The following is a 20,328-nucleotide window of genomic DNA, read 5'->3' on the forward strand; positions in this document are numbered from 1 at the left end:
CCTTCCCACACAACGCGTTGCCAGATGTGCTACATAGAAAAGGCCGGAGCCCAAGCTCCGGCCTTTGTTGTCATCAGATCATGGCGACTAAGAGTGCGCCTGTCGCAAAATACGACTTTTGGTCAGCGCAGTCTCAGCGACCCTGATTGGGCTGCGTGACATTGTGAACCGCGCGCAGCAGGGGCTCGATGTCTTTGTCGCCAAGACGCGCCAGGTTCACCCGCCCTCCCTGTACGACATGAATGCCATACTCCCGCGTCAGTGCCGCCTCCTGTTCTGGCGTCACAGGCAAGAGCGAAAACATGCCGGATTGGTGGGCCAGATAGCCGAGGTCATTGCGACCGAAGTTTTGAACTTCTATTTTTGCAATTTCAAGCCGTAGCCGTGCAACACGCTGCCGCATTTGATCCAGTTCTTGCAGCCACAGTTTTTTCAGGCCCGCGTCCTGCAGGATCGTCCGCACCACGGAAGCGCCATGATCGGGCGCATGTGAGGCGCCTGCGCGCACAATGGCTGACATGGCGCGCAGCACGCGGGCGCGGTCGGCTGGTTTTGTTTTGACAAACAAAGCGCCTGCGCGGTCACGGTAGATGCCAAAAGATTTGGACAGGGTGACGCAGATCACGCATTCAGGGAATCGCGCAGCAATTTGGCGCGCCATGGTGCAATCCGCGTCAAAGCTCTGTGCAAAGCCAAGATAGGCCAGATCGATCCATGGCACGATGCCACGCGCCTCCAAAAGGTCCAGCAGGGCGTCGAACTGCGCCGGGGTCATGTCGGCCCCGGTCGGGTTGTGGCAGACCCCCTGCAGCAGGAAGATGTCGCCGGGTTGCGCCTCTTTCAGCCCCTCCAGCATCTGGTCAAACAGGATATCGCGCCGCAGGGTGTCATAGTATGGCACCGAACGGAACCGTGCGCCAGCGGCCGTCAGGATCGGGATATAGTTGCCATAGGTCGGGGTTTGCAGCCAGACCGTGGGCCTGGTTGGCATTTGCGCCAAAAGATCGGCCATAACCCTGAGCGCCACCGCACCGCCTGCGGTCTGCGCCGCAACAAAGCTGTCATCATAAAGCCCCGCTCCAATGAGCTCCTGTCCCAGCACGCGGCAGTAGTCGGCATCGCCTGTCAGGGCGAGGTAGGATTTTGTGTTCTGGGTGTCGACCAGATGCTGTTCCGCCAGTTTGACCGACTTGAGCACCGGCGTGCGCCCCAGTTCATCCTGATAGATCTCAACGGTCAGGTTAAGCTTATCTTTACGCGGATCCTGTGCAAAATACTCGGCACCAATCATGATGGGATCGACGGGATAGTCGTCTATCTTTTCAAACATCTCAGCTCCTTACTCGACGTCCAGATTTACGCCTGCAGCGGTGGTTTCACACCCCGCCACGCGCAGATGCACAAGGCATAGGACACTTTTGCAGGGCAGGTGGAACGTCATATTTGCTCCCCGTGTGGTTGTAGGCATGAGCAACTTTGGTGGGCCTAGAAGCTGGTGATGACGGTTGCGCCGATAGATTGGAATTTATCCATGTTCATCAGGGCCTTTGGGGCTTCGGCCAGGCTGATCCTGTCGCCTACAAGGCGGGTGGGGTCAAGTTTGCCAGAGTTTATCATGTCGAGCATTGCGCCGTAGCGGTGCGCCTGCATGCCGTGAGAACCGAGAATTTCGAGCTCTTTGCCAATCACTTTGGCCATGGGCACCTGTGGCATGGCGTGATCTGCGGCCATGAGGCCGACCTGAACATGTTTGCCGCGCGGCCGCAGGTTCTGGATCGAGTTGAAACAGGTCACAGGGTGGCCAAGCGCGTCCAGCGACACATGTGCGCCGCCTTTGGTCAGCTCGATCACGGCGTCGGCGACATCGGCCCCCTTGGCTCCGTTCACTGTTGCAAGGGCGCCAAAATCTGAGGCAAGCGCCAGCTTTTCGTCGATATCGATGGCGACGCCGTTGGCGACAACGGCGTTTGCGATCATCACGGCGGACAGGCCAACGCCGCCGCAGCCATGGACTGCGACCCACTGACCGGCGCTGACCTTGCCCTGGTCAACAATGGCCCGAAAGGAGGTGGCAAAGCGACATCCGAGGCTGGCTGCGGTGGCAAAATCCATTGTGTCTGGTAGCGACACCAGGTTGAGGTCGGCCTGGTGTATGCCCACGTATTCGGCAAAAGAGCCCCAATGGGTAAAGCCGGGCTGCTCCTGATTGTGGCAAACCTGCTGGTGGCCGGCATGGCATTCTGAACAGGAGCCGCATCCGGAGATGAACGGCACGGTGACTCGGTCGCCGACCCGCCATTTGGAGACGTTTTTGCCCACGGCCGCGATCACACCTGCCAGTTCATGCCCCGGCACATGCGGCAGGTCGATATCCGTGTCGTGTCCCATCCAGCCGTGCCAGTCAGAGCGGCACACCCCGGTGGCTTTGACCTGGATCACAACACCATGGGCCTCGGGTGTGGGATCCGCCACTGTCATGAGCTTGGGGGCCTGTTGGAACTTTTCAAACAGCACGGCTTTCATCGGGGCAGATCCTTGTGCAGCGGGACAAATTTGAGCCTATCCTACCCGAATTTCGCGGAATTACTTTGCTATTCTTGCCATAATTGACGAGTTTTGGGGCGTAATTTGCCCGTATATGTTCAGATGGAAGGGGTTTCTGCCCGATGGTCCAGATCGACAACATTAACATGGAGATCCTGCATCAGCTGCAGAATGATGGTCGGATGACCAACTCCAAACTGGCGGAGCGCTTGTCCATGAGCGAGACCCCCTGTTGGCGACGCCTGCGGAAACTGGAAGAAAGCGGTATTATTGAGAGCTATCAGGCCAACCTGAACCGGCGAAAACTGGGCCTTGGGGTTATGGCCTTTGTACAGTTGAGCTGCTCTGAGCACGATCAGGCCTCGACAGCGGAGTTTCAGCGCATCATCGAGGCCACGCCCAGCATCCTGTCCTGTCACAATACCACCGGTGAAGATGACTTTCTTCTGGTCGTGGTGGCACGGGATCTCGATGACTACAGTGCCTTTGTCGACAGTACCCTGCGCCGCCTGCCGGGGGTGACGAGCATTCGCTCGAACCTGTCGCTGAAGGAAATGAAATCCTCGAACAAACTGCCGGTAAAATATGGCGGAGCCTAGGGCGCTTGCCCTTTGGGGGCGGCGTCCGGCGGCGTCAGTCTCGGGTGTTCTGCCCTGGGGGGTTGCGGCTCCCGGTGCAGGGCTGTCTGGAAAAACCTTGATCAAAAGTTAAAGCCCATTAAACATAGCGGGATTGAACTATCTATTTTTGCTATACGTTTGTTGGGGAGTCTGATGTCTGAATTCGCTCTGGACGGGCCTGAACTCAAAAAAATGGTAAAGCTGGCGCGCAAGGCGCCATTGGGTTTTGCCTTTAATCCTGGCAAATCTGCTGAGGAACATTTCTTTGCGATACATCGCAAGCGGCCGCCAGCGTTCCTGGGGCGGGTCGCCAAATCCGAAGGCCCTGGCAACAAGGCTGCGTTCGGGACCTGCTTTGTTGAGGAAAAGGTGATGCAGCTCTCTTGCGAGGTTGTGGTGCCTGCCATGGCAAAGGCGGTGAAACGGTTTCTAAAGGCCAGCAAAGTCTCGTTGAATGTCGTCATCATGGACGCCGCCGGCAATGTGCTTGAATCCGATATTGAAGACCTGCCGGATGACCCGGACCTTTATGAAACAGCGGAGCAGGCCAGACCTGACCCGGAACAGCAAAGTGCCGCGCAGCCTGACGCCGCTGACCAGCCGGATGCGGCCTCTTTGGTTCTGCGCATCAAGGCGGCGCAACCACGCATTGCCACGGCGCCAAAACCTATTGCTGAGAAACTGACGGCGGCTCTGCAAAAAGTTGTCGCCAGTATCAAGGCGCAAAATCTCGGCGCTGCTGATCAGGCGTTGACGCAGATAGAGGCTGTTTTGGATAAGCTGCCCGCGCGGACCCAGCCGGAGCCCAAACCGGCGGCCGCGGCTGCGCAGGAGGAGGCTGCGGCCTCGGGTGCTGCCGGGGTAAGTGCTGATATTCAGCAGCTGGCACGCGACGCGCAGAGCTTGCCAGACGCGCTAAAGGCAAAGGTGATCAAGCCGATCCAGCAACTTGGCGCCTTGGTCAAAAACAACCAGATCGATCAAGCCGCTCAGGGTGTGGCCAAGGTGCGTCAGGTGATTGATACGCTGATCCGGCAAGTAGGCGCTGCACCAACGCCGCAAAGCCCCGAGCAGGCGCCAGTTGCAACGCAGGAGCAAGAGTCGGATCTGGCAGCGGGGGAAAGCAAAGCTGAAGCCGCGCAAGACGCAACGGCGGGAACAGAGACCCCGGAGGCTACAGAGGCCCCAGATGGGGCCGGGGACGGCTCGGAATTTTTCACACCAGAGGATCTGTTGCCAGAGAACCCGGCTGATATCTGGCTGGATGCAAAGGGGCAGGTCGACGCAAGCCTTACGCCTTTGATGGGGCTGCTGTCCAAAGCTGAGGACCCAAATCTTGCCCGCATTGCCAAATTCGGCCTGAGCGGCGTGACCAAAGGCAACAATACGGCGCTGATGGCGGCGCTGTTGGGCTACAACTCTGCAGCAGAGGCAGATCGCGCCAAAAGCGCGCAAAAGCTGAGTCAGGAAGCCGATGCATATGCCGCGTTTCTAAGCTCTGATCCGATTATTGCCCTGTGTGAGAACAATCCGTTTGGCCAGACGCTGGCCATCCGCGCGCCGCTTCTCAACGCTCTTAAGACCATCAAACAACGGGTTTCCGCCTGACCTCACGGGCCGCCTCTTTTTGACGAATGGATTTTGATGATGCCAAAAGACGCACCTAAACAGGCAGCCCCTGCTGTTCAGGATTGGATTGAGAAGTTCAACAAGGCCAAGGGCTGGAAGCCGCTGGAGCCGCCGACTTCCGGCGAGGATTTGATGCTCACTCCGTACAATCGTTTTGAAGAGGCCCTGACCCGGTCCACTTCGGATGCGATGGAAGCAAATAACGCGCTGCGACAGGCGCAGCGTCGGGTTGATGCCTTGCGCACAAGTCTCGGGGATATGCCAGAAGGCGCGCAAAAGGAGCGCGCCGAAGAGGAGCTTGAGCAGGCTGAGGAGGCCCATGCGCAGGCCCTGGTGGCCTACCGGAAGGCGCGTGAACTTGAGGTGAAGCAGGGCACCCGGCTGCGCCAGATCACCGAGGTCGAGGAAGATCTGGACCAGGATCTGGCACAGGCTGTGCAGCGGGTGAGCGACCTGCAGGATGCGCTGGCAGCCCAGAACGTTAATCCCTATGACGCGGTCGCGGCTGAAAAGAGAGATACTGATTTCCTGATCGTCCAGCAGATGCGCGACGGTGTTGCCAAAGACATTGAAAAGGCCCGAAGCGAGGTCTTTACCATGATCAAGGTGGAGGGAAGTACGCGAACAGAACGCAAATACGCCACGATCTGCACCGAAGAATACATGATCCTGCATGCCATGCTGGATGAGGCGATGCTGATCTACCTGACGGGTGATCCGCAGGCTGCGATGAAGGCCATTGTTGCGACCCGCGAACAGATGTTCCTGTACCGCTCGGCCAGAACCGGCGCGATCATCATTGAACAGCAAGAGGCCGCTTTTGATCCGCGCCTAAGCGGGCCGTTGGGCGCCATTGACGGGCAAATCTCCTGGTTGCGTTTCGAAGGTCTGACCGCCGCCGCCGACGAGCTGGAAGCCGAAAGCATTCGGCTCCGCAGGGCCATTATTGAAACACAGAACAACGCGCCGGAAACAGTTTATGCCACGCATTTGCAAGAGGTCGAGGCGCACCAGAAAGCGGTGCAGGACAAGGTCAAAGATGCCAAGGTCTGCGTTGATCTGACCGAAGACATCCACAGATGCGGCAAAACCCTGCGCGCGATGGAGGCCCCGGCCAAGGCGGACGCACTGGAGGTTGATCTGAGAGGGCTCGACAATGATCCCTATCTTGCCGTGCGCGGGCAAATGCTGCAGGGCATCCTGCGCCAGGGGGAGGCGGAGATCGGGCTGCTGCGGCGCGCACAGGCGGCAGCAGAAAACGTCGATCTTTCGGCCCTGAGAGATCAGTTGCAAACGCTTCAGGCGCGCTATGACGCTGCTGTGAAAAAAAAGAACAAGAGCATTCCAAAGGAGGCGCTTGCTGAGATCGAGATGAAGCTGAGTGCTGCGCAGCAATTGATTGAAAGTGAATCGGTTGATGCTTTGAGGCTCGCAAAGGAATATCTGGATGCGGTTGGGGCCTATGAGGGCTCGGTCACGCAGAACGCCAAGGTATTCGACGATATCATTGCCAAGCTGAAGCTTGTGAACAAAAAACTGGCGCGTCTGCAAAGCAAATACGGCGCCTATGAAGCAACCCGCACGGTCAGCCTGAAGTCCAGGGTCGAAAAGTTCGAAGGCTCCTACAAATCAAAGGATCCGGTCGAGGCCGCCCGCGCGCTCGAAGTCATGTGGGACGAAGCTGGCGTGCTCAAGGCGGATGTTCGCAGGTGCAAGGCCACCTATGACGCCTGCGCCAAGGCCGCAAAGGCTGTGCAGGGCCAAATAGACGCTTTGTCCAAACTTATGGCGAAGAACCCGATCCACGGCGTCGAGATTTCGGGATACTTTGGCGCTTTTGTCAGTGATCTGGCCGAAGCCAGGCGCATTGCGGATGAGCGCGATGAGGTCTCACTGGAGCGGGCCGGAGATATGCTTGTTCAGTTGCAGATCAAGCTCGACGAAGCCGTCGGGCTTGCCGCGAAGTTCAACAAGAGTAAATCCAGCGACGCGATGAGTGGGGACGAGAAGGGGGCCTGGATCAAGCTGAGGGAGGACACGGTCCGGGGGCAGCAAAAGGAAGAGGCCCGCGAAGCGCAGCAAAAGCTCTTCGAGACCGAATATACCGCAGTCAAAGCCTTGTTCACCAAGCTTGTGAAAGCCTTCACTCTGTCGAATATGGACGCAAGCGATGTGGAGATTGCGCTGCATGAGATAGCAGGCCTGAAAGCACAGACAAAGGCCTCGGGCGACTATGAAGAGCCGCTTAAACGGCTGGCAGAGCTGAAGCAGGACGCCAGTCGTCATACCGCAACGGTCGCGGATATGGCCTCGTTCAAAAAGCTGGACGTTGAGAAGGCGACAGCGGACTGCGCCAGCAAGCTGCGCGCCTTTACCAGGGCCGTCATGGGTTTGGAGGGCGAAATTGCCAAGGTCGGGGATGTGGCGGATCTGCTCTCCAGCGATGGCAGCACAGGCATCAGCAGCGCAGAGGTTAAATCCTACCTGCAGACCGTTGCCGGGTTTGTCCGCGATACGGATCTTGCGGCGCTGGAGACAAATGGCAAGCTGATGCAGCAGGCGCTGGACGGGGGCAACAATCCGCGGCCTCCCCGGGAAGCGGCGTTGAGCGCGCTGCGCAGTCTGACGGGCGCGTTGCAGGGGAATGCGCCGCTGGCTCACTACCGCAAACAGCCCTTCACAGGTGGCAATCCAGAACTGGAAGCGGCGATGGCCGCCTTGCCGCGTCTTGAAATCAAGCTTTTGACAGCTGTGCCGAAATAAGCCTCGCTGGGAGATCACAGAGATGACCACTTTTACTGAGCCCCAGATCACATGGCTGCAGACCGCCGTCGGCCGACGCGGTGAATTTGTCCAGGCCGCGGCACATGAAGAAGAAAAAAGCCAGGCATTGCAGGAGATCTTGGGCAATGTGGACCAGCTCAGTGCTGATCTGGTGGCGGCGCAGGATTTTTCTATTGAATGGACCGAAACCCAGCGCAAGCATTTCTGGAGCAAGACGGAAACAGAAACGCGGGTGGTGGCAACCATGGCCTGGAGCACTGGCGACCGTGACAGCGAGGTGGACACCCGCCACGACCTGCGCGACGGCTATCAGGTGGACCCGGACAAGGCGCGCGAGGTGCAGAAAATGCACCAGAAACTGGTCGAGCTGCAGACAAAAATGGAGGCGGCAGTCGACAGTGAGGGCAACCCGCTCTTTACGGCCCGCGATATCGAGCGAGAGTTGTGGTCGCCGCTGGTCAAGGCCAATGTGATCCCGTCAAATGCGGTTGCGGACCAATACAGCCAGGAGGCCCAGGTCTTTAACGGCGCCTGCGAAATTTACGGCGAGCAGCTGAAACAGCATAGTAAGACGGCCTCCAAGCACGAAAAACTGCAGCGTGGCCTGATGATTGCAAAAGACACCGTGGCCCTGATGGGCTCGGTTGCATCTGCAGCCATCAGTATTGCCAATTTCGACGGCGCCTCGATGTCGCAGAGCGAAAAGAACGAGCTTGCTGACCTCAAGAAACAGGACAGCGACAATACGCTGCCCGCGGATAAACAAGCCCGGCTGGACGAACTGACGGCTCAGGATCAATCGGGCAAAGAAGCCAAGCGGCAGCAAGCCTATGCCACATTGGCCTTTGGTCTGGCCAACGGGGCCTTTGATCTGGCCAACAAGGCACTGGACAAGCCCAGCGAGAAACGGAACTGGGAAATTGCTGAACTGGCCTTTAACGTGGTGGCACAGGCTGCCGTTGCCTCGATTTCGTCGGACCAGGCCGAGCGCAATGCAAATGACAAAGGCACCGCTGCCCTGCAAAGCTATAAGCAAGGGACAGATGTTGCCAAAAAGGTGATCTCTGCGTCTCTGGCAGGCTCAAAGATGGTCTTTCGCATCAAGGATCTTCTGGATGCGCCGCCTTCTGGCCGCGATGGCATCGCCAAGGCGCTTGTCGCAACGCTGGCAGATGCAATTGGCAACGGCCTTGGGGCGTTGGATGTGCCCAAAGGGAAGGATGAACATGGCCAGACCGTTGACGGAACCAATGGGCAATGGAGCAAGATCGGCGCCTATGTCGCCGCAGCCATTGTAGGGGCTGCAAATATTGCCCAGATCGTAAAACTGGTCCACGCGGCGGGCCAGCCGGACAGCAACAAGAAAATTGATCCCGCAGCATTGATGGCCGCTATCGGCCTGAATGTGGTCGAGGGCATCATGATCGGCACCTATGAGCCGGCCTCGGCCGGGGTGCGGGAGACGGTTGGCAATGATCAGCACTCAACCGCGCCGTTGCAGGAAACTGCGGCAATGGAGACCTCGCGTCTGGCGGCGACAGGCAAAGACATCGGCGATATGACCAAGGCGCTGCAGGGCGCCAACAGCCTGTTTGCGGCTTTCCCGGTGTCTCAGACCATTGATCCGGACAAGATGAAGGCCAAACTGGCGCAGGCCAATGCGGATCTTGAGGCTCAGGCCCGCGAGGAGGATTTTGCCAGCTATCAAAAGCGCATGCATGAGGACGAGGCCTTCAAGGCAGAGCTGCTGGCCGATATTGCACAGGAGACCGAGGAGCGTCAGGTCGAGCTGATGAAGCTGATCGAGGATGCAACGCCCAGCCCGGATGATCTTGCTGATCAGGAAAAGGCCCAAAAAGCCATGGCGGCGATGGACAAGCTGATCGCCGAGGCGGAAGCGGTGAAAATGAAGTGGATGGTGATTGACCAGCTGAGCTCTGGTGCCACCACTATTTTGGTGAAGTTCCTGCCCGGTGCCAGCCTCGCCACAGCAATCCGTCAATTGGCGATGGATGTTGCCTATCTGGTGAAAAAGTCAGACGAGCTGAACCTGTGGCTGACAAATACGGCCCTGACCTATGGCAATGATTCTGTCTATGGGCCCGCAATTTCCAGCCGCGTGGCCAGTGCCAAAATCCAGGTTAGTCAAAAAACCCTCGACACCATAACCTCCCTGACAGGCGTGGTGATGGAGAGCCTGCGCCTGGCGGATATTACCGGCGTTGCAACGGCGGGCACCATCGCCAACAGCATGGCGCGTGCGCTGACGAATTATGGCTACAAAGATGCAAAAAGAGGCTGCCGTCGCCGAGGGCTGGGCCCTCTATAAACAGGCGCGCCTGCCGGAAAATAAGGGCGACCGTAAACTGGCCCGCAAGGCGATGCGGTGGAATTCGACCCTGTCGAAATGCGTGCTGGCTTATGGGATCGTGAAAGACGGCGACCCGATTGCCAAAGAAGTCGCCCGCAACTGTGGTTTGACGCCGGAGATCCTCCAGGATCAAAGCGATGTCTGCCAGAAAGTTGTGAGCTATTTCATGAGTGTATATAGCGATGATCCGGTTGTTTTGCACCGCATCCCGATTGCCAAACCCTGGCATCCCGGCACACCGGAGGTGACACTGACCAGCTGGATCCGGTTCAAGGCCGCCGCCAGTGTCAAGGCTGTGCCACCCCTGTCCAAGGACAGCGCAAAAACACCGGCTGTGGATAAGCATTTTGCCCGACTGACCGAGCTATGCGGAGGTGGTCCCGGATATGGTGCCAAACGCGACGCGGAATTTCCGGCCAATGACAGTGTCATACGACGCAGCGAGGCCTATGGCAGTTTTCTTAACGAGGCGCTTGCCGCAGCCGAGGGGCTGGTGGCGACGCTGGATGGCTACGTGCCGCTGAATGGCGCCCCTCCGGCCGAAGAGGGCGAGAGCTGGACAGAGAATGCGCAACACAAGGACATGACCGCCATTGTCGAGAGTTTTCGCGCGCTGGCGATCCTGCTGCGTTCGGAAATCAAGTTCGATCAGGCGGAACGCAAGGTTCTTATTGAGACGGAGGAGGAGGCCGCGGCAATCGATCTTGCGAACCTGTTCGAGGCGAAAGAGGAGGCGGCGGCCTGAGCCAGGCCGCATGGGTGAGTGGCTGATGCCAAAAGAGATTTATTCTGCGCACTCCTGTCTCGCCAAGAAGTGCTGCACTGAGATCAAGGTGAAATCATTCACGCTTTAGCAGGCAGTCCATAAGCTCAGTCTTGCGGAAGGGTTTGGTAATGAAGTCGTTCATGCCTGCTTCATAACACAGTGTTGCATCGCTGGCCTGCGCGTTGGCGGTGAGGGCAATAATACGGCAGGCGGGGCGCTGGGTGTCGGTTTCGAACTGGCGGATCATTCGGGTGGCTTCCAGGCCTCCCATGACCGGCATGGACAGATCCATAAGAACGAGATCGAAATTGATTTTTTGAAAGGCCTCCAGCGCGAGGAGCCCGTTGGTAACAAAGTGAAGATCTGCGCCAGCTGCTTCAAGCATTTTGCGAACAACCAATTGGTTTGTTCTGTTATCCTCGGCCACAAGAATATTCAGGTGCTTCAGGGGGCCAGCAGAGGGGTTGTCTATGACCCTCTCTGAATAGCTGGGCGTGGCGGGCAGTGGCAGGTGTATTTTAGCTTGTTTTACCGCAGTGGCGGGGGCCAGTGTGGTTGCGTCGCCAAGCGGAAGGTCGAGCAGTACAGAAAAAGTCGACCCCTGTTCCGAAGCAGATTTCAGCGTTATTTTCCCGCCCATTTTTTCAACCAGCGCCTGTGTGATTGCCAGCCCCAGGCCGGTCCCCTCCACATTGCTGCTTGCGGCTCTTTCAACCTGTTCAAATGCTGAAAAAATCTTGGCCTGCTGCGCCTTTTCAATCCCGCGACCCGTATCTGTTATCGAGAGTTCGAGCGGACGTTCCGGGGCGCCGGGGTCATAGGTAACAGCAACTGTGATATGACCTTGTTCTGTGAACTTGATCGCATTGCCAAGCAGGTTCAGCAAGATTTGTCGCAGCTTTGCGGCATCTCCAATAAAAACCGAAGGCGTGCTGACGTCATACTCTACGTGAAAACCCAACCCCTTGTCGGCTGCTTTTACCGAAAGAAGAGTGGTGCTATCTAAAACAAGCTCACGCAGCGAAAAGGCCTCATTGTGCAAGGAAATTTTTTCGGCTCTAATCTTTGAGAAGTCCAAAACATCATTGATGATAGCCAGCAAGGCATTGGCAGAATTGAGAATTGTATTGGCAAACAGTGCTTGTTTACTGTCGAGCGCGGTTTCTTGCAACAGTTCGCACATGCCAATAATGCCATTCATCGGCGTCCTGATTTCATGGCTCACATTCGCCAGAAAGCGCTCTTTCGCCAGGTTTGCTTCTTCTGCGTGCTCCTTGGCGATCTTGGTGAGCTTCAGTGCAGCGTCACGTTCGCGCTCAGAGGTCACATCAGAGCATGAGCCGACCAGATGGGTCAGGTTGGCATCGGCGTCAAAAACGGGCGTCAGGGTTGTACGAAGAAAGCGGGTGTTTTGGTCAGAGGCCAGTTCGACATCATAGGTTTTTTGTTTGCCGGACCGCACCACCTCTAAATGCTTGGCGATTGCACGTTCGCCTGTAGCACCTCCGTATACTTCTAACGCGGTTTTGCCCACATAGTCCGGCTGGGGCAAATTCACAGTGGAGAGGGCTTTTGTGTTCATCGCCACATATCGCGGCAGATTGTCTGGGCCAATCTCAAGGACGATAATTGCCTGATCTATCGCATCCAAGAGCCCATACTTGTATGAAGGCATTCCGTTATGCACCTTTTGTTTCCCTTAAACTGTCAACTCGTCACTGGTTTCACGGTCACACCAAGTATTCCATATCTGACATAGGTTGGCGAATGCTAGATTTTCGCCCTTCATTCAGCATGCATCCTGTGAAAGCAGCGCAATTGTGCGCTTAGCGGATTTGAGGGGGAATGTGACGATGGTGATTACAGTCCCAGACGCGGCACAGGACGCCAGCATAGTCTCTCAGCTCTATGCAGACGGGGATAGGTTTGGAGGTAACATAGCCGCAAAGGGCAAATGCGATTGGCTGGCCGTACGGCCATGGGCAGGGGCCGTCTGACATCTCTATTCCTGTCAGCGACTGGCTGCTGGGATCAGCCGAGAGTGTGGTCCGAATTGACAGTGCGGCCTTGGCCGTGACATCGCGCGTTTCTTTTGATTTCCAGCCGGGGGTATTGGCCGAAATTGCAGGGGCTCGCTATGCTACGCCGCAACGCGAGCCCCTTTCTGTTTTAGCGCCTTAACGACAGGCCCGTTAGAGTGCCTCGACGGCAAGCTGCGCCATTTGCAGAATTGCCTCACGCGAATTGGCAACGGCAATAAAGCGGGCGTTGTGGCAGAATTTCGCGCCTTTGACACCGCAGGCAGCCTCGAGCGCCTCATCCGTCAATCCGGCCCAGGCTACGGGCAGATCGGCGCGTTGTTCGAAGGTGTCATTTGACAGTTTGATGCCATTGAGAGTCCAGTCGCTGCCGCGCGGATTGACCACGAACAGCATATGATCTGCCCCTGCCTTATCCATCGCCGAGCGATAGGGCATGCCCATTGGCAATTCCAGAATGGGCGAGCTGCCTGCTTGTGCGATGGCCGACAGAACCAGATTTTGCGCCCGGGCTTTGGCTGCCAGATTGTTGATAGCAGCCTCGATAAAGCAGCGCGCAATGGGCAGTGCCGCCTTAAACGCATCGTCGTCGGCGGTGGGGGAGGGATCATCAAACACAGGTTTCAGGCTGCCCAACAGGGCCGGTAGGGTCAGGATCGACGGGGGGCCCGCCACTGACGGGTCCATGGCACCATTGTCCAGCAGGTCAATGGGCAGCACAAATTTGGTGTCAAAACTTGTGTGGATCGCCTCGACCTCCTCGGCAGGCACATCCAGCGCTGCCAGATAGGCGCGCCCGTAGTGGGCCCAGATCAGTCCAAAAGAGCTGAAGGGCTGGCCATCTTCGCGCAACGGATTGGGGCGCTGGTGGTGGTCAAAGATCTGTTCTTCAGCGCTGTACATGCCCCCCACATCGTAGATGATTTTATGTGCAGCGCTTGCAAGGATGCTGCGGTCTCGCGTGCGGCTCAGCTCCGCCTGTGGGAAAAGATGCGTGAGCACCACAGAAGACAGCAGCTCGTCTGCGTGGAAGCCGCCAGAATGCGTAACAAGGGAGGTGATGGTCATGAGGGGGCTCCAAAAGATCGGATAAGTGAGAAAGGCGGCCGGTCTGGTCGCGCAACCGGCCTGTTAAGGGCTCTCTTCACAGTGGAAGGCTGTCAGATCAACCGTTTTATTTCTGAGACCGCAAAACCCGGGCACAGGTGTGAAACGAAACAACACAGGCGGCCGTAATCTGGCAGCGGTAATCAGGCAGCGGTAATCAGGCGGCCGCAATCAGACTGGTCGCTGCGGCTTTGGCGTCACGTCCTGCCTCCGCATTGCCCTGCATGACTGCAAGGACAATGGCCCCTTCCTTTAGAAGCATCAGCTGCCTGGCAAGCGCGGCGGGGTTTTGCAGGCCTGCCTGCGTGGCGAGATCTTCCACATATTCCAACAACATCTGCTTATGCGTCGCCGACTGGATATGGATCGGGTTCTCTGGGTCCTGGAATTCTGACACCGCTTTTATGAACATGCAGCCTTTGAATTCGGGGGTTTCAAACCATTCCTGCAGGACGTCAAAAATTGCCAGGAGCCGGTCCTTTGGCCCCTCTGCAATCTCTTCGATCCGGCGACAGAACCAGTTTCGAAACCGCTCATCACGCAGTCGAAGAACCGCAAGGATGATATCCTCTTTGGTCCGAAAGTGTTTGTACATCGATGTCTTGGAAATGCCCGTTTCGGCGACCAGCTTGTCCATCCCGGTGGCGTTGAACCCCTCGCGATAGAACACATCCAGCGCTTTTCTGACGAGCTCATCCCGTTTGTTTGGCCGCATGTCAGGCTTCCTAACTGTACTGATTGGTAAATTTACATACAGGTGCGGAGCCTGAACTTCCAGCACAAAAAAGGCGTGGGAGCAGGCATTTATATAGGGAAATAGCCAGTCTTCCGCCTATGTGGGCAAATTATTTCTTGATTTAGTGTACCGATCTGTACATATTTGATTTCCATGGTGTACCGATCAGTAATGTCAGTTCTGATAACGCCCGTCAGCGCTGAAAAGGAACCCGATCATGACGCATATTCTGAACCTCTGATTTGACCGCTGACAAGGAGATCCCTATGCCCCGTGCCTTTGCTGAAATTGCGTTTACCCCAAATGTCCGAGCCGAACAGGCCCGTATGGGCTCTGCGCAAGGCTACGCCAAGTTCCTGTCCCCCGACGCAGAGGGCGGCAAGGCCCTGAGCGCCGCTGAAGCCGCCTTTATCCATGCCCGCGACGGGTTCTATCAGGCAACGGTGTCTGAAACAGGCTGGCCCTATGTTCAGTTTCGCGGTGGGCCGCATGGCTTTCTGAGGGTCATTGATGATCAGACGATCGCCTATGCGGATTACCGTGGAAACCGTCAGTATCTGAGCCGGGGCAACCTGGCAGGTGACAGCCGTGTCTCGCTGATCCTGATGGACTACCCCAATCGCAGGCGTCTGAAAATCTGGGGCCGGGTGCAGATCGTCGAAGGCGAGGCGGCTGCGGAGCTGCTGGCCAGCCTGCATGATCAAGATTACGCAGGACGGCCTGAACGCGCGCTTGTTATCAAGGTCGACGCGTTTGATTGGAACTGCCCGGCTCATATTCCTCCCCGGCTGACCCTGGACGAGCTTGCGCCACATCTTGAACAGATGCGGGCACAGATTACGGCCCTCAAAGCCGAAAACGCGCAGCTTGCAGAGCAATTGGCCGAGCAACTTTCTGTGCAGCTGACCAGTGCGCCGTGACATATCGTGGAAAAAACATGGAGTGTGGCGCCTGCTGCTTGCAACACCCGGCACCGCAACGCCTTGATCCTGCCAGTTGAGCAAATAAATATGGCCGCCCCAGCAAGGGGGCGGCCAGAGGTAAGACCCGTAGAAGCGGCAGTGGCGTTACTGTGACTGTTCCAGCTGAGGCGCTTGCGGCCCTTTCAGGCGTTCGCGTACGGACTGCATCAGCGCGTAGAGCAGGGGGACGACAATCACCCCCAGCACTGTTGCGGCCAGCATGCCGCCAAACACGGCAATCCCAATGGCCCTTTGGCTGGCGGCCCCGGCACCCGAGGCAATGAGCAAAGGCACAACCCCCAACAAAAACGAAAGAGCGGTCATCATGACGGCGCGGAACCGCTGCTGGGCGGCCTCGCGGGCTGCTTCAAGGATAGAAAGCCCGGATGCGCGCTGCTCCATTGCAAATTCCACAATCAGAAGGCGTTTTTGGAGGCCAGACCGATCAGCATGATCATCCCGATCTGGGTGTAGAGGTTGATATCACTGCCTGTCAGCGCCACCGCAGCAACCGCCCCGAACAGGGCCACAATGACCGACAGCAAAATCGCCACGGGCATGGTCCAGCTCTCATATTGCGCCACCAGAAACAGATAGGCAAAGAGCACGGCAAGCAGCAGGATAACGAGCACCATGCCTGAGGAGTCCAGCTGTTGTTGCGCCGTGCCTGTCCACTCAAAGGCATAGCCAGCGGGCAGGGCGGTTGCGGCCTCCTCTTGCAAGACCCGGATCGCGTCCCCTGTCGAGAGCCCGGCGGCGGGCACGGCGGTCACGGTGGCAGAGCGGAACATATTGTGGCGTTTCAGGATCATAGGCCCCAGAATATTTTCCACATCAATCAGGGTCGCCAGCGGGATCATTTCACCCGTTTGCGACCGCACATAGAGAGCGCCAATGTCTTCTATCTTATCCCGGTAGTCTCCGTCGGCCTGAACCATCACACGGTACACGCGACCGAACAAATTGAAATCATTGACGTAGTATGATCCCAGATGCGCCTGCATGGTCTGAAAGACTTCGGAGATAGAAACCTCCAGGGTTTTGGCCTTTTCGCGGTCCAGATCGACAAACAGCTGTGGCACATTGGCCCGGAAGGTTGTGTAGGATTGCGAAAGTTCCGGGCGCTGATTGGCGGCATAGACCAACGAGCCAACCGCCTGTGACAGGTCCTGTGCTGTGCCACCGGCAGTTTGCTGCACTTCCATCTCAACCCCCGCAGACATGCCCAGCCCAGAAATGGGCGGCGGGTTAAAGGCCACAATACTGGCCGCAGCCTCAAGGTTTGCGATGCCATATATTTGCTGCAAAATCGCGTTTGGTTGCAGATCATCTGTCTGGCGTGCGTCCCATGGGTCCAGGCTGACGATGATCATGGCCCCATTGGCACCGGCGCCATTCAAGAGGCTGAAGCCATTCACCAGAATGGTATTTTCCACACCGGGGATCTGTTCGATCTGTGCATTCACCCGCGCTGTGACGGTTTCTGTGCGCCCCAGAGCCGCAGCGTCTGGCAACTGTACATCAACAAACAGGTAGCCATTGTCCTCTGACGGCAGGAAGCCTTTGGAGGTGACGCCAAAAAGGCTGCCTGAGCCGATGGACACAGCCACAACAATCGCAAGGCCAATGACCGGAAAGCGCAACAGACGCCGCACCACAGACACATAGCCGGTGCGCAGCCCGTTCACACCGCCTTCGAAGACAGCCAAAAGCCCGGTGGGCGGGCCCGAGCGTGCCTTTAGGATAATGCTGCACAGCGCCGGGGACAGCGTCAGCGCGTTCACTGAGGAAATCACCACAGCAACAGAGATGGTGATGGCAAACTGGGAAAACAGCTCGCCAGTAATCCCAGGCATGAAGGTCACGGGGACAAACACCGCCAGCAGCACCAGGGTTGTTGCAATCACCGGGCCGGTAATCTGCATCATTGCCTTGCGGGTGGCATCCGGCGGGCTGAGCCCCTCATCAGCGATCAGACGTTCAACGTTTTCCACCACCACGATGGCGTCATCCACCACAATGCCAATGGCCAGCACCAGGGCAAAAAGCGAAATGGTGTTAAGCGTCATTCCGAGCACCAAAAGAAAGGCAAAGGTGCCGATCAGCGACACAGGAATTGCAACGGCGGGGAAGATGGTGGGGCGCCAGGAGCCCAGAAAAACAAAGAACACTGCGATCACCAGGCCGAAGGTCAGCATCAGGGTCGAGATCACATCATTCAGAGATTGTTCAACAAAGTCAGTGGGGTCAAAAGGGACCGAGTATTTTACGTCCTCGGGAAAGGCCTGAGACAGACGATCAAGCTCAGCCCGGACCAGGCTGGAAATCTCCAGAGCATTGGCGCCTGGCGCCTGATACACGGCAATAATGGTGGCCGCGTCCTCTTCAAAATAGCCTGAGTTGCCATAGTTGACCGAGCCCAGTTCGACCCGGGCAATATCTTTCAGCAGGACCAGGCTGCTGGTGGCGCCGGTTCTGATAACAATGTCGCCAAACTCTGCAGCGGTGCTGAGCCGACCTTTGGATTTGATGGTGTATTGGAACACCTGCTCCCCCGGCACCGGAGGCGCCCCGATCTGGCCTGCAGAGACTTCCAGGCTCTGCTCACGGATTGCAGCAATCACGTCTCCTGGTGTAATCGCCAGCGCCGCCATTTTGCTGGGGTCCATCCAGACCCGCATGGCATAGTCAAAACTGGTCAGAACATCGACCTTACCCACACCCGGCACGCGGGACAGGGCATCCTTGAGGTTGATAGAGGCATAATTTGACAGAAAAATGCGGTCATAGGTTCCGTCTGGTGACGAAAGAGCTGTGACAAGCAACATGTTGGTAGAGCTCTTTTGCGTCACCACCCCAGAGGATATAACTTCTGCCGGCAGGCTGGCGGTCGCCTGCGCCACTCTGTTTTGCACATTGACCGAGGCAATATCCGGATCAGTTCCCACCTCAAAGGTGACCGAAAGCGAGTAGCTGCCGGTGTCGCTGGAGCTGGATGACATGTATATCATATCATCCACCCCGTTGACCTGGGCTTCGATTGGCGCGGCAACACTCTTTTCTACTGTTTCGGCATTGGCACCGGTATAGCTGGCGGTCACCGAGACAACAGGGGGTGTGATTTCTGGAAACTGGGCGACCGGCAAAGCAAAATAGCCAATGAGACCCATACAGGTGAGAACCAGCGAAATTACGATGGCGAATTTTGGACGTGAGATGAAAACCGAAGATAACACTTAGTTTTCCTCCCTTTTCTCAACCAGAACCGGGCTAACTTCGACGCCGGGCCGGATCCTTTGCAGCCCCTCGACAACCACCTTCTGGCCTTGGGCCAGGCCCTCGAGCACGATAATCTCGGTGCCCATGACATCGCCCGTCACAATATAGCGCTGCGTCACCAGGTTGTTGTCTTCGACCACCAGCACAAAGGGCCCCTGTTGATCGCGCTGGATCGCGGCCTGGCTGATTGTTATGTGATTTTGGGTGTCCTGCGCCTTGAGCCCGACAGTCAAGAACGAGCCGTCCAGGATCAGCCGGTGATCGTTGTCAAATTGCGCCCGGATCGCCACGCTGCCGGTGGCAGGGTCAATCCGGTTGTCGACAAAGGCCACCTGGCCTTTTTCCGCAAGCTCGGTGTTATTTGGCAAAATGACAAAGACATCGGGCAGAGCCGCATCATCGCCTTTGTCATCGGTATCGGCGCCGATGGTTTGCAACACGTCAATGTAGCTCTTTTCGTTCAGGGAAAAGGTGACATAGATAGGCGCTTCGCGCACCAGGTTGATCAGAGATTTTCCACCGGGGGCAATCACTTCACCCAGGCTGACATTCACCCGGCCGGCCCGGCCTGAAAAGGGCGCCTTTATCTCGGTATAGCTCAGGTTCAGTTCCGCTTGTTGCACCGAAGCCCGGGCTGCGCGCAGGGCTGCCTCTGCGACCAGCTCATTGGCCCGCGAAGTATCGCGTTCGGCCTCTGGCACCGCGCCTCTTTCAAACAGCTCTTCCTTGCGGTCCAGATCCAGTCCTGCAAGCTCAAGGTTGGCCTCGGCCCTGGCCACCTCTGCGCGTGCGGTTTCCAAGGTGGCTTCATAGGTGCTGCTTTCGATGCGAAACAGCAAATCGCCCTCGCTGACTTCGGCCCCATCTTTGACCAGAACCTCTTCGAGATAGCCGCTGACACGTGCCACCAGGTCGACTTTGTCGATGGCCTCGCCACGTCCGATAAAGGTTTCGGAGTTGCGAATGGCCGTCTCCTGGGCCGCCATGACAGAGACCTTGGGGGCCGGAGCCTCCTGCGCCTGTATCGGACCTGCGCCCAGCACGCAGGAGGCCAAAAGAAGGGCGCAGGCAAGCCCGCGCATCGGGGTTTGGGGCCAAGATACTACACGTAGAGAAATCATTCCGTTACCTTCCTTTGTCGGCCGCAAAGCCTAGAGTGCGAAGCCGCAAAATTGCTTTGTGGTCCCATGATGACCAAGCCGCCTGTCCTGCGCAAGGCAGCGGTGGTGCCAGCGCGTTTTTGAGGCGTTTGGGCGGGTTTTCTGCACCAGTCGGAGCCGTCGTAGCGCGAGAGGTTTGCCACGGTGTCGGGATTTAACAAGCAGGGGATGTGTGGAGGGGCTATCACTGGGCTAAACCGGGTCCAGCTGGGTCAAGCGCCCGGGTCCAACAGGTCCCAGCTGGCCCCAACTGGCCTCAATTGGCGCGTCGCCCTAAATTGTGTGGATTTGGGAGGGGCGGCAGCAAGGATGGGCTGCTGCGCAAGGTTCC

General features: G+C 57.3%; 12 protein-coding genes and 1 pseudogene. 6 read left to right on the forward strand and 7 right to left on the reverse strand.

Annotation, left to right across the window (positions count from 1 at the left end; genetic code table 11):
• Window positions 1-133 precede the first annotated feature (133 nt).
• Both B4968_RS10590 and B4968_RS10595 read right to left on the reverse strand, forming a co-directional pair.
• The gene (locus B4968_RS10590) at window positions 134-1,330 is read right to left on the reverse strand and encodes an aromatic amino acid transaminase (RefSeq protein ID WP_083098901.1); all 1,197 of its coding nucleotides are present in this window, start codon (window positions 1,328-1,330) and stop codon (window positions 134-136) included.
• Window positions 1,331-1,485: 155 nt separating this feature from the next.
• Window positions 1,486-2,523 carry a zinc-dependent alcohol dehydrogenase family protein gene (locus B4968_RS10595; RefSeq protein ID WP_083098904.1) on the reverse strand — a complete coding sequence of 346 codons (1,038 nt, stop codon included), beginning with the start codon at window positions 2,521-2,523 and terminating at the stop codon, window positions 1,486-1,488.
• Between the two features lie 143 nt (window positions 2,524-2,666).
• Here B4968_RS10595 and B4968_RS10600 point away from each other — a divergent pair, with 143 nt between their 5' ends.
• The 5 genes from B4968_RS10600 (at window position 2,667) to B4968_RS10620 (ending at window position 10,693) form a co-directional block, all read left to right on the forward strand.
• Window positions 2,667-3,143: an Lrp/AsnC family transcriptional regulator gene (locus B4968_RS10600; RefSeq protein ID WP_083098907.1), complete on the forward strand. Its 477-nt coding sequence runs from the start codon at window positions 2,667-2,669 to the stop codon at window positions 3,141-3,143.
• Between the two features lie 174 nt (window positions 3,144-3,317).
• Window positions 3,318-4,772: a hypothetical protein gene (locus B4968_RS10605; protein WP_139792731.1), complete on the forward strand. Its 1,455-nt coding sequence runs from the start codon at window positions 3,318-3,320 to the stop codon at window positions 4,770-4,772.
• Window positions 4,773-4,808: 36 nt separating this feature from the next.
• Complete coding sequence (locus B4968_RS10610) at window positions 4,809-7,556, forward strand: hypothetical protein (protein ID WP_083098913.1); 2,748 nt, start codon at window positions 4,809-4,811, stop codon at window positions 7,554-7,556.
• A 22-nt stretch (window positions 7,557-7,578) separates the two neighbouring features.
• Window positions 7,579-9,906, forward strand: coding sequence for a hypothetical protein (locus B4968_RS10615; protein ID WP_083098916.1), 2,328 nt, complete (start codon window positions 7,579-7,581; stop codon window positions 9,904-9,906).
• On the forward strand, window positions 9,863-10,693 hold the full coding sequence (locus B4968_RS10620; RefSeq protein ID WP_083098919.1) for a hypothetical protein: 831 nt from the start codon (window positions 9,863-9,865) through the stop codon (window positions 10,691-10,693). The genes B4968_RS10615 and B4968_RS10620 overlap by 44 nt, the downstream gene beginning before the upstream one ends.
• Window positions 10,694-10,787: 94 nt before the next feature.
• On the opposite strand, the gene B4968_RS10625 is transcribed toward B4968_RS10620, so the two are convergent.
• The 3 genes from B4968_RS10625 to B4968_RS10635 form a co-directional block, all read right to left on the reverse strand.
• A complete protein-coding gene (locus tag B4968_RS10625) occupies window positions 10,788-12,401 on the reverse strand; it encodes an ATP-binding protein (RefSeq protein ID WP_241525685.1) in 1,614 nt (537 codons plus the stop codon).
• Window positions 12,402-12,906: 505 nt separating this feature from the next.
• A complete protein-coding gene (locus tag B4968_RS10630; protein WP_083098924.1) occupies window positions 12,907-13,821 on the reverse strand; it encodes an MYG1 family protein in 915 nt (304 codons plus the stop codon).
• A 196-nt stretch (window positions 13,822-14,017) separates the two neighbouring features.
• The gene (locus B4968_RS10635; RefSeq protein ID WP_083098927.1) at window positions 14,018-14,575 is read right to left on the reverse strand and encodes a TetR/AcrR family transcriptional regulator; all 558 of its coding nucleotides are present in this window, start codon (window positions 14,573-14,575) and stop codon (window positions 14,018-14,020) included.
• Between the two features lie 287 nt (window positions 14,576-14,862).
• Between B4968_RS10635 and B4968_RS10640 the strand changes: the two genes are divergently transcribed.
• Complete coding sequence (locus B4968_RS10640; RefSeq protein WP_083098930.1) at window positions 14,863-15,516, forward strand: pyridoxamine 5'-phosphate oxidase family protein; 654 nt, start codon at window positions 14,863-14,865, stop codon at window positions 15,514-15,516.
• Between the two features lie 147 nt (window positions 15,517-15,663).
• Here B4968_RS10640 and B4968_RS10645 read toward each other — a convergent pair.
• A pseudogene (locus B4968_RS10645) lies at window positions 15,664-18,794 on the reverse strand (efflux RND transporter permease subunit).
• Window positions 18,795-19,919 (reverse strand): efflux RND transporter periplasmic adaptor subunit, encoded by a 1,125-nt coding sequence (locus B4968_RS10650; protein WP_083098932.1) that lies wholly within the window; start codon window positions 19,917-19,919, stop codon window positions 18,795-18,797. It lies immediately after the preceding pseudogene.
• Between the last annotated feature and the right edge of the window lie 409 nt (window positions 19,920-20,328).

The sequence above is a fragment of the Pseudophaeobacter leonis genome, from assembly GCF_002087335.1.
GTDB lineage: Bacteria > Pseudomonadota > Alphaproteobacteria > Rhodobacterales > Rhodobacteraceae > Pseudophaeobacter > Pseudophaeobacter leonis.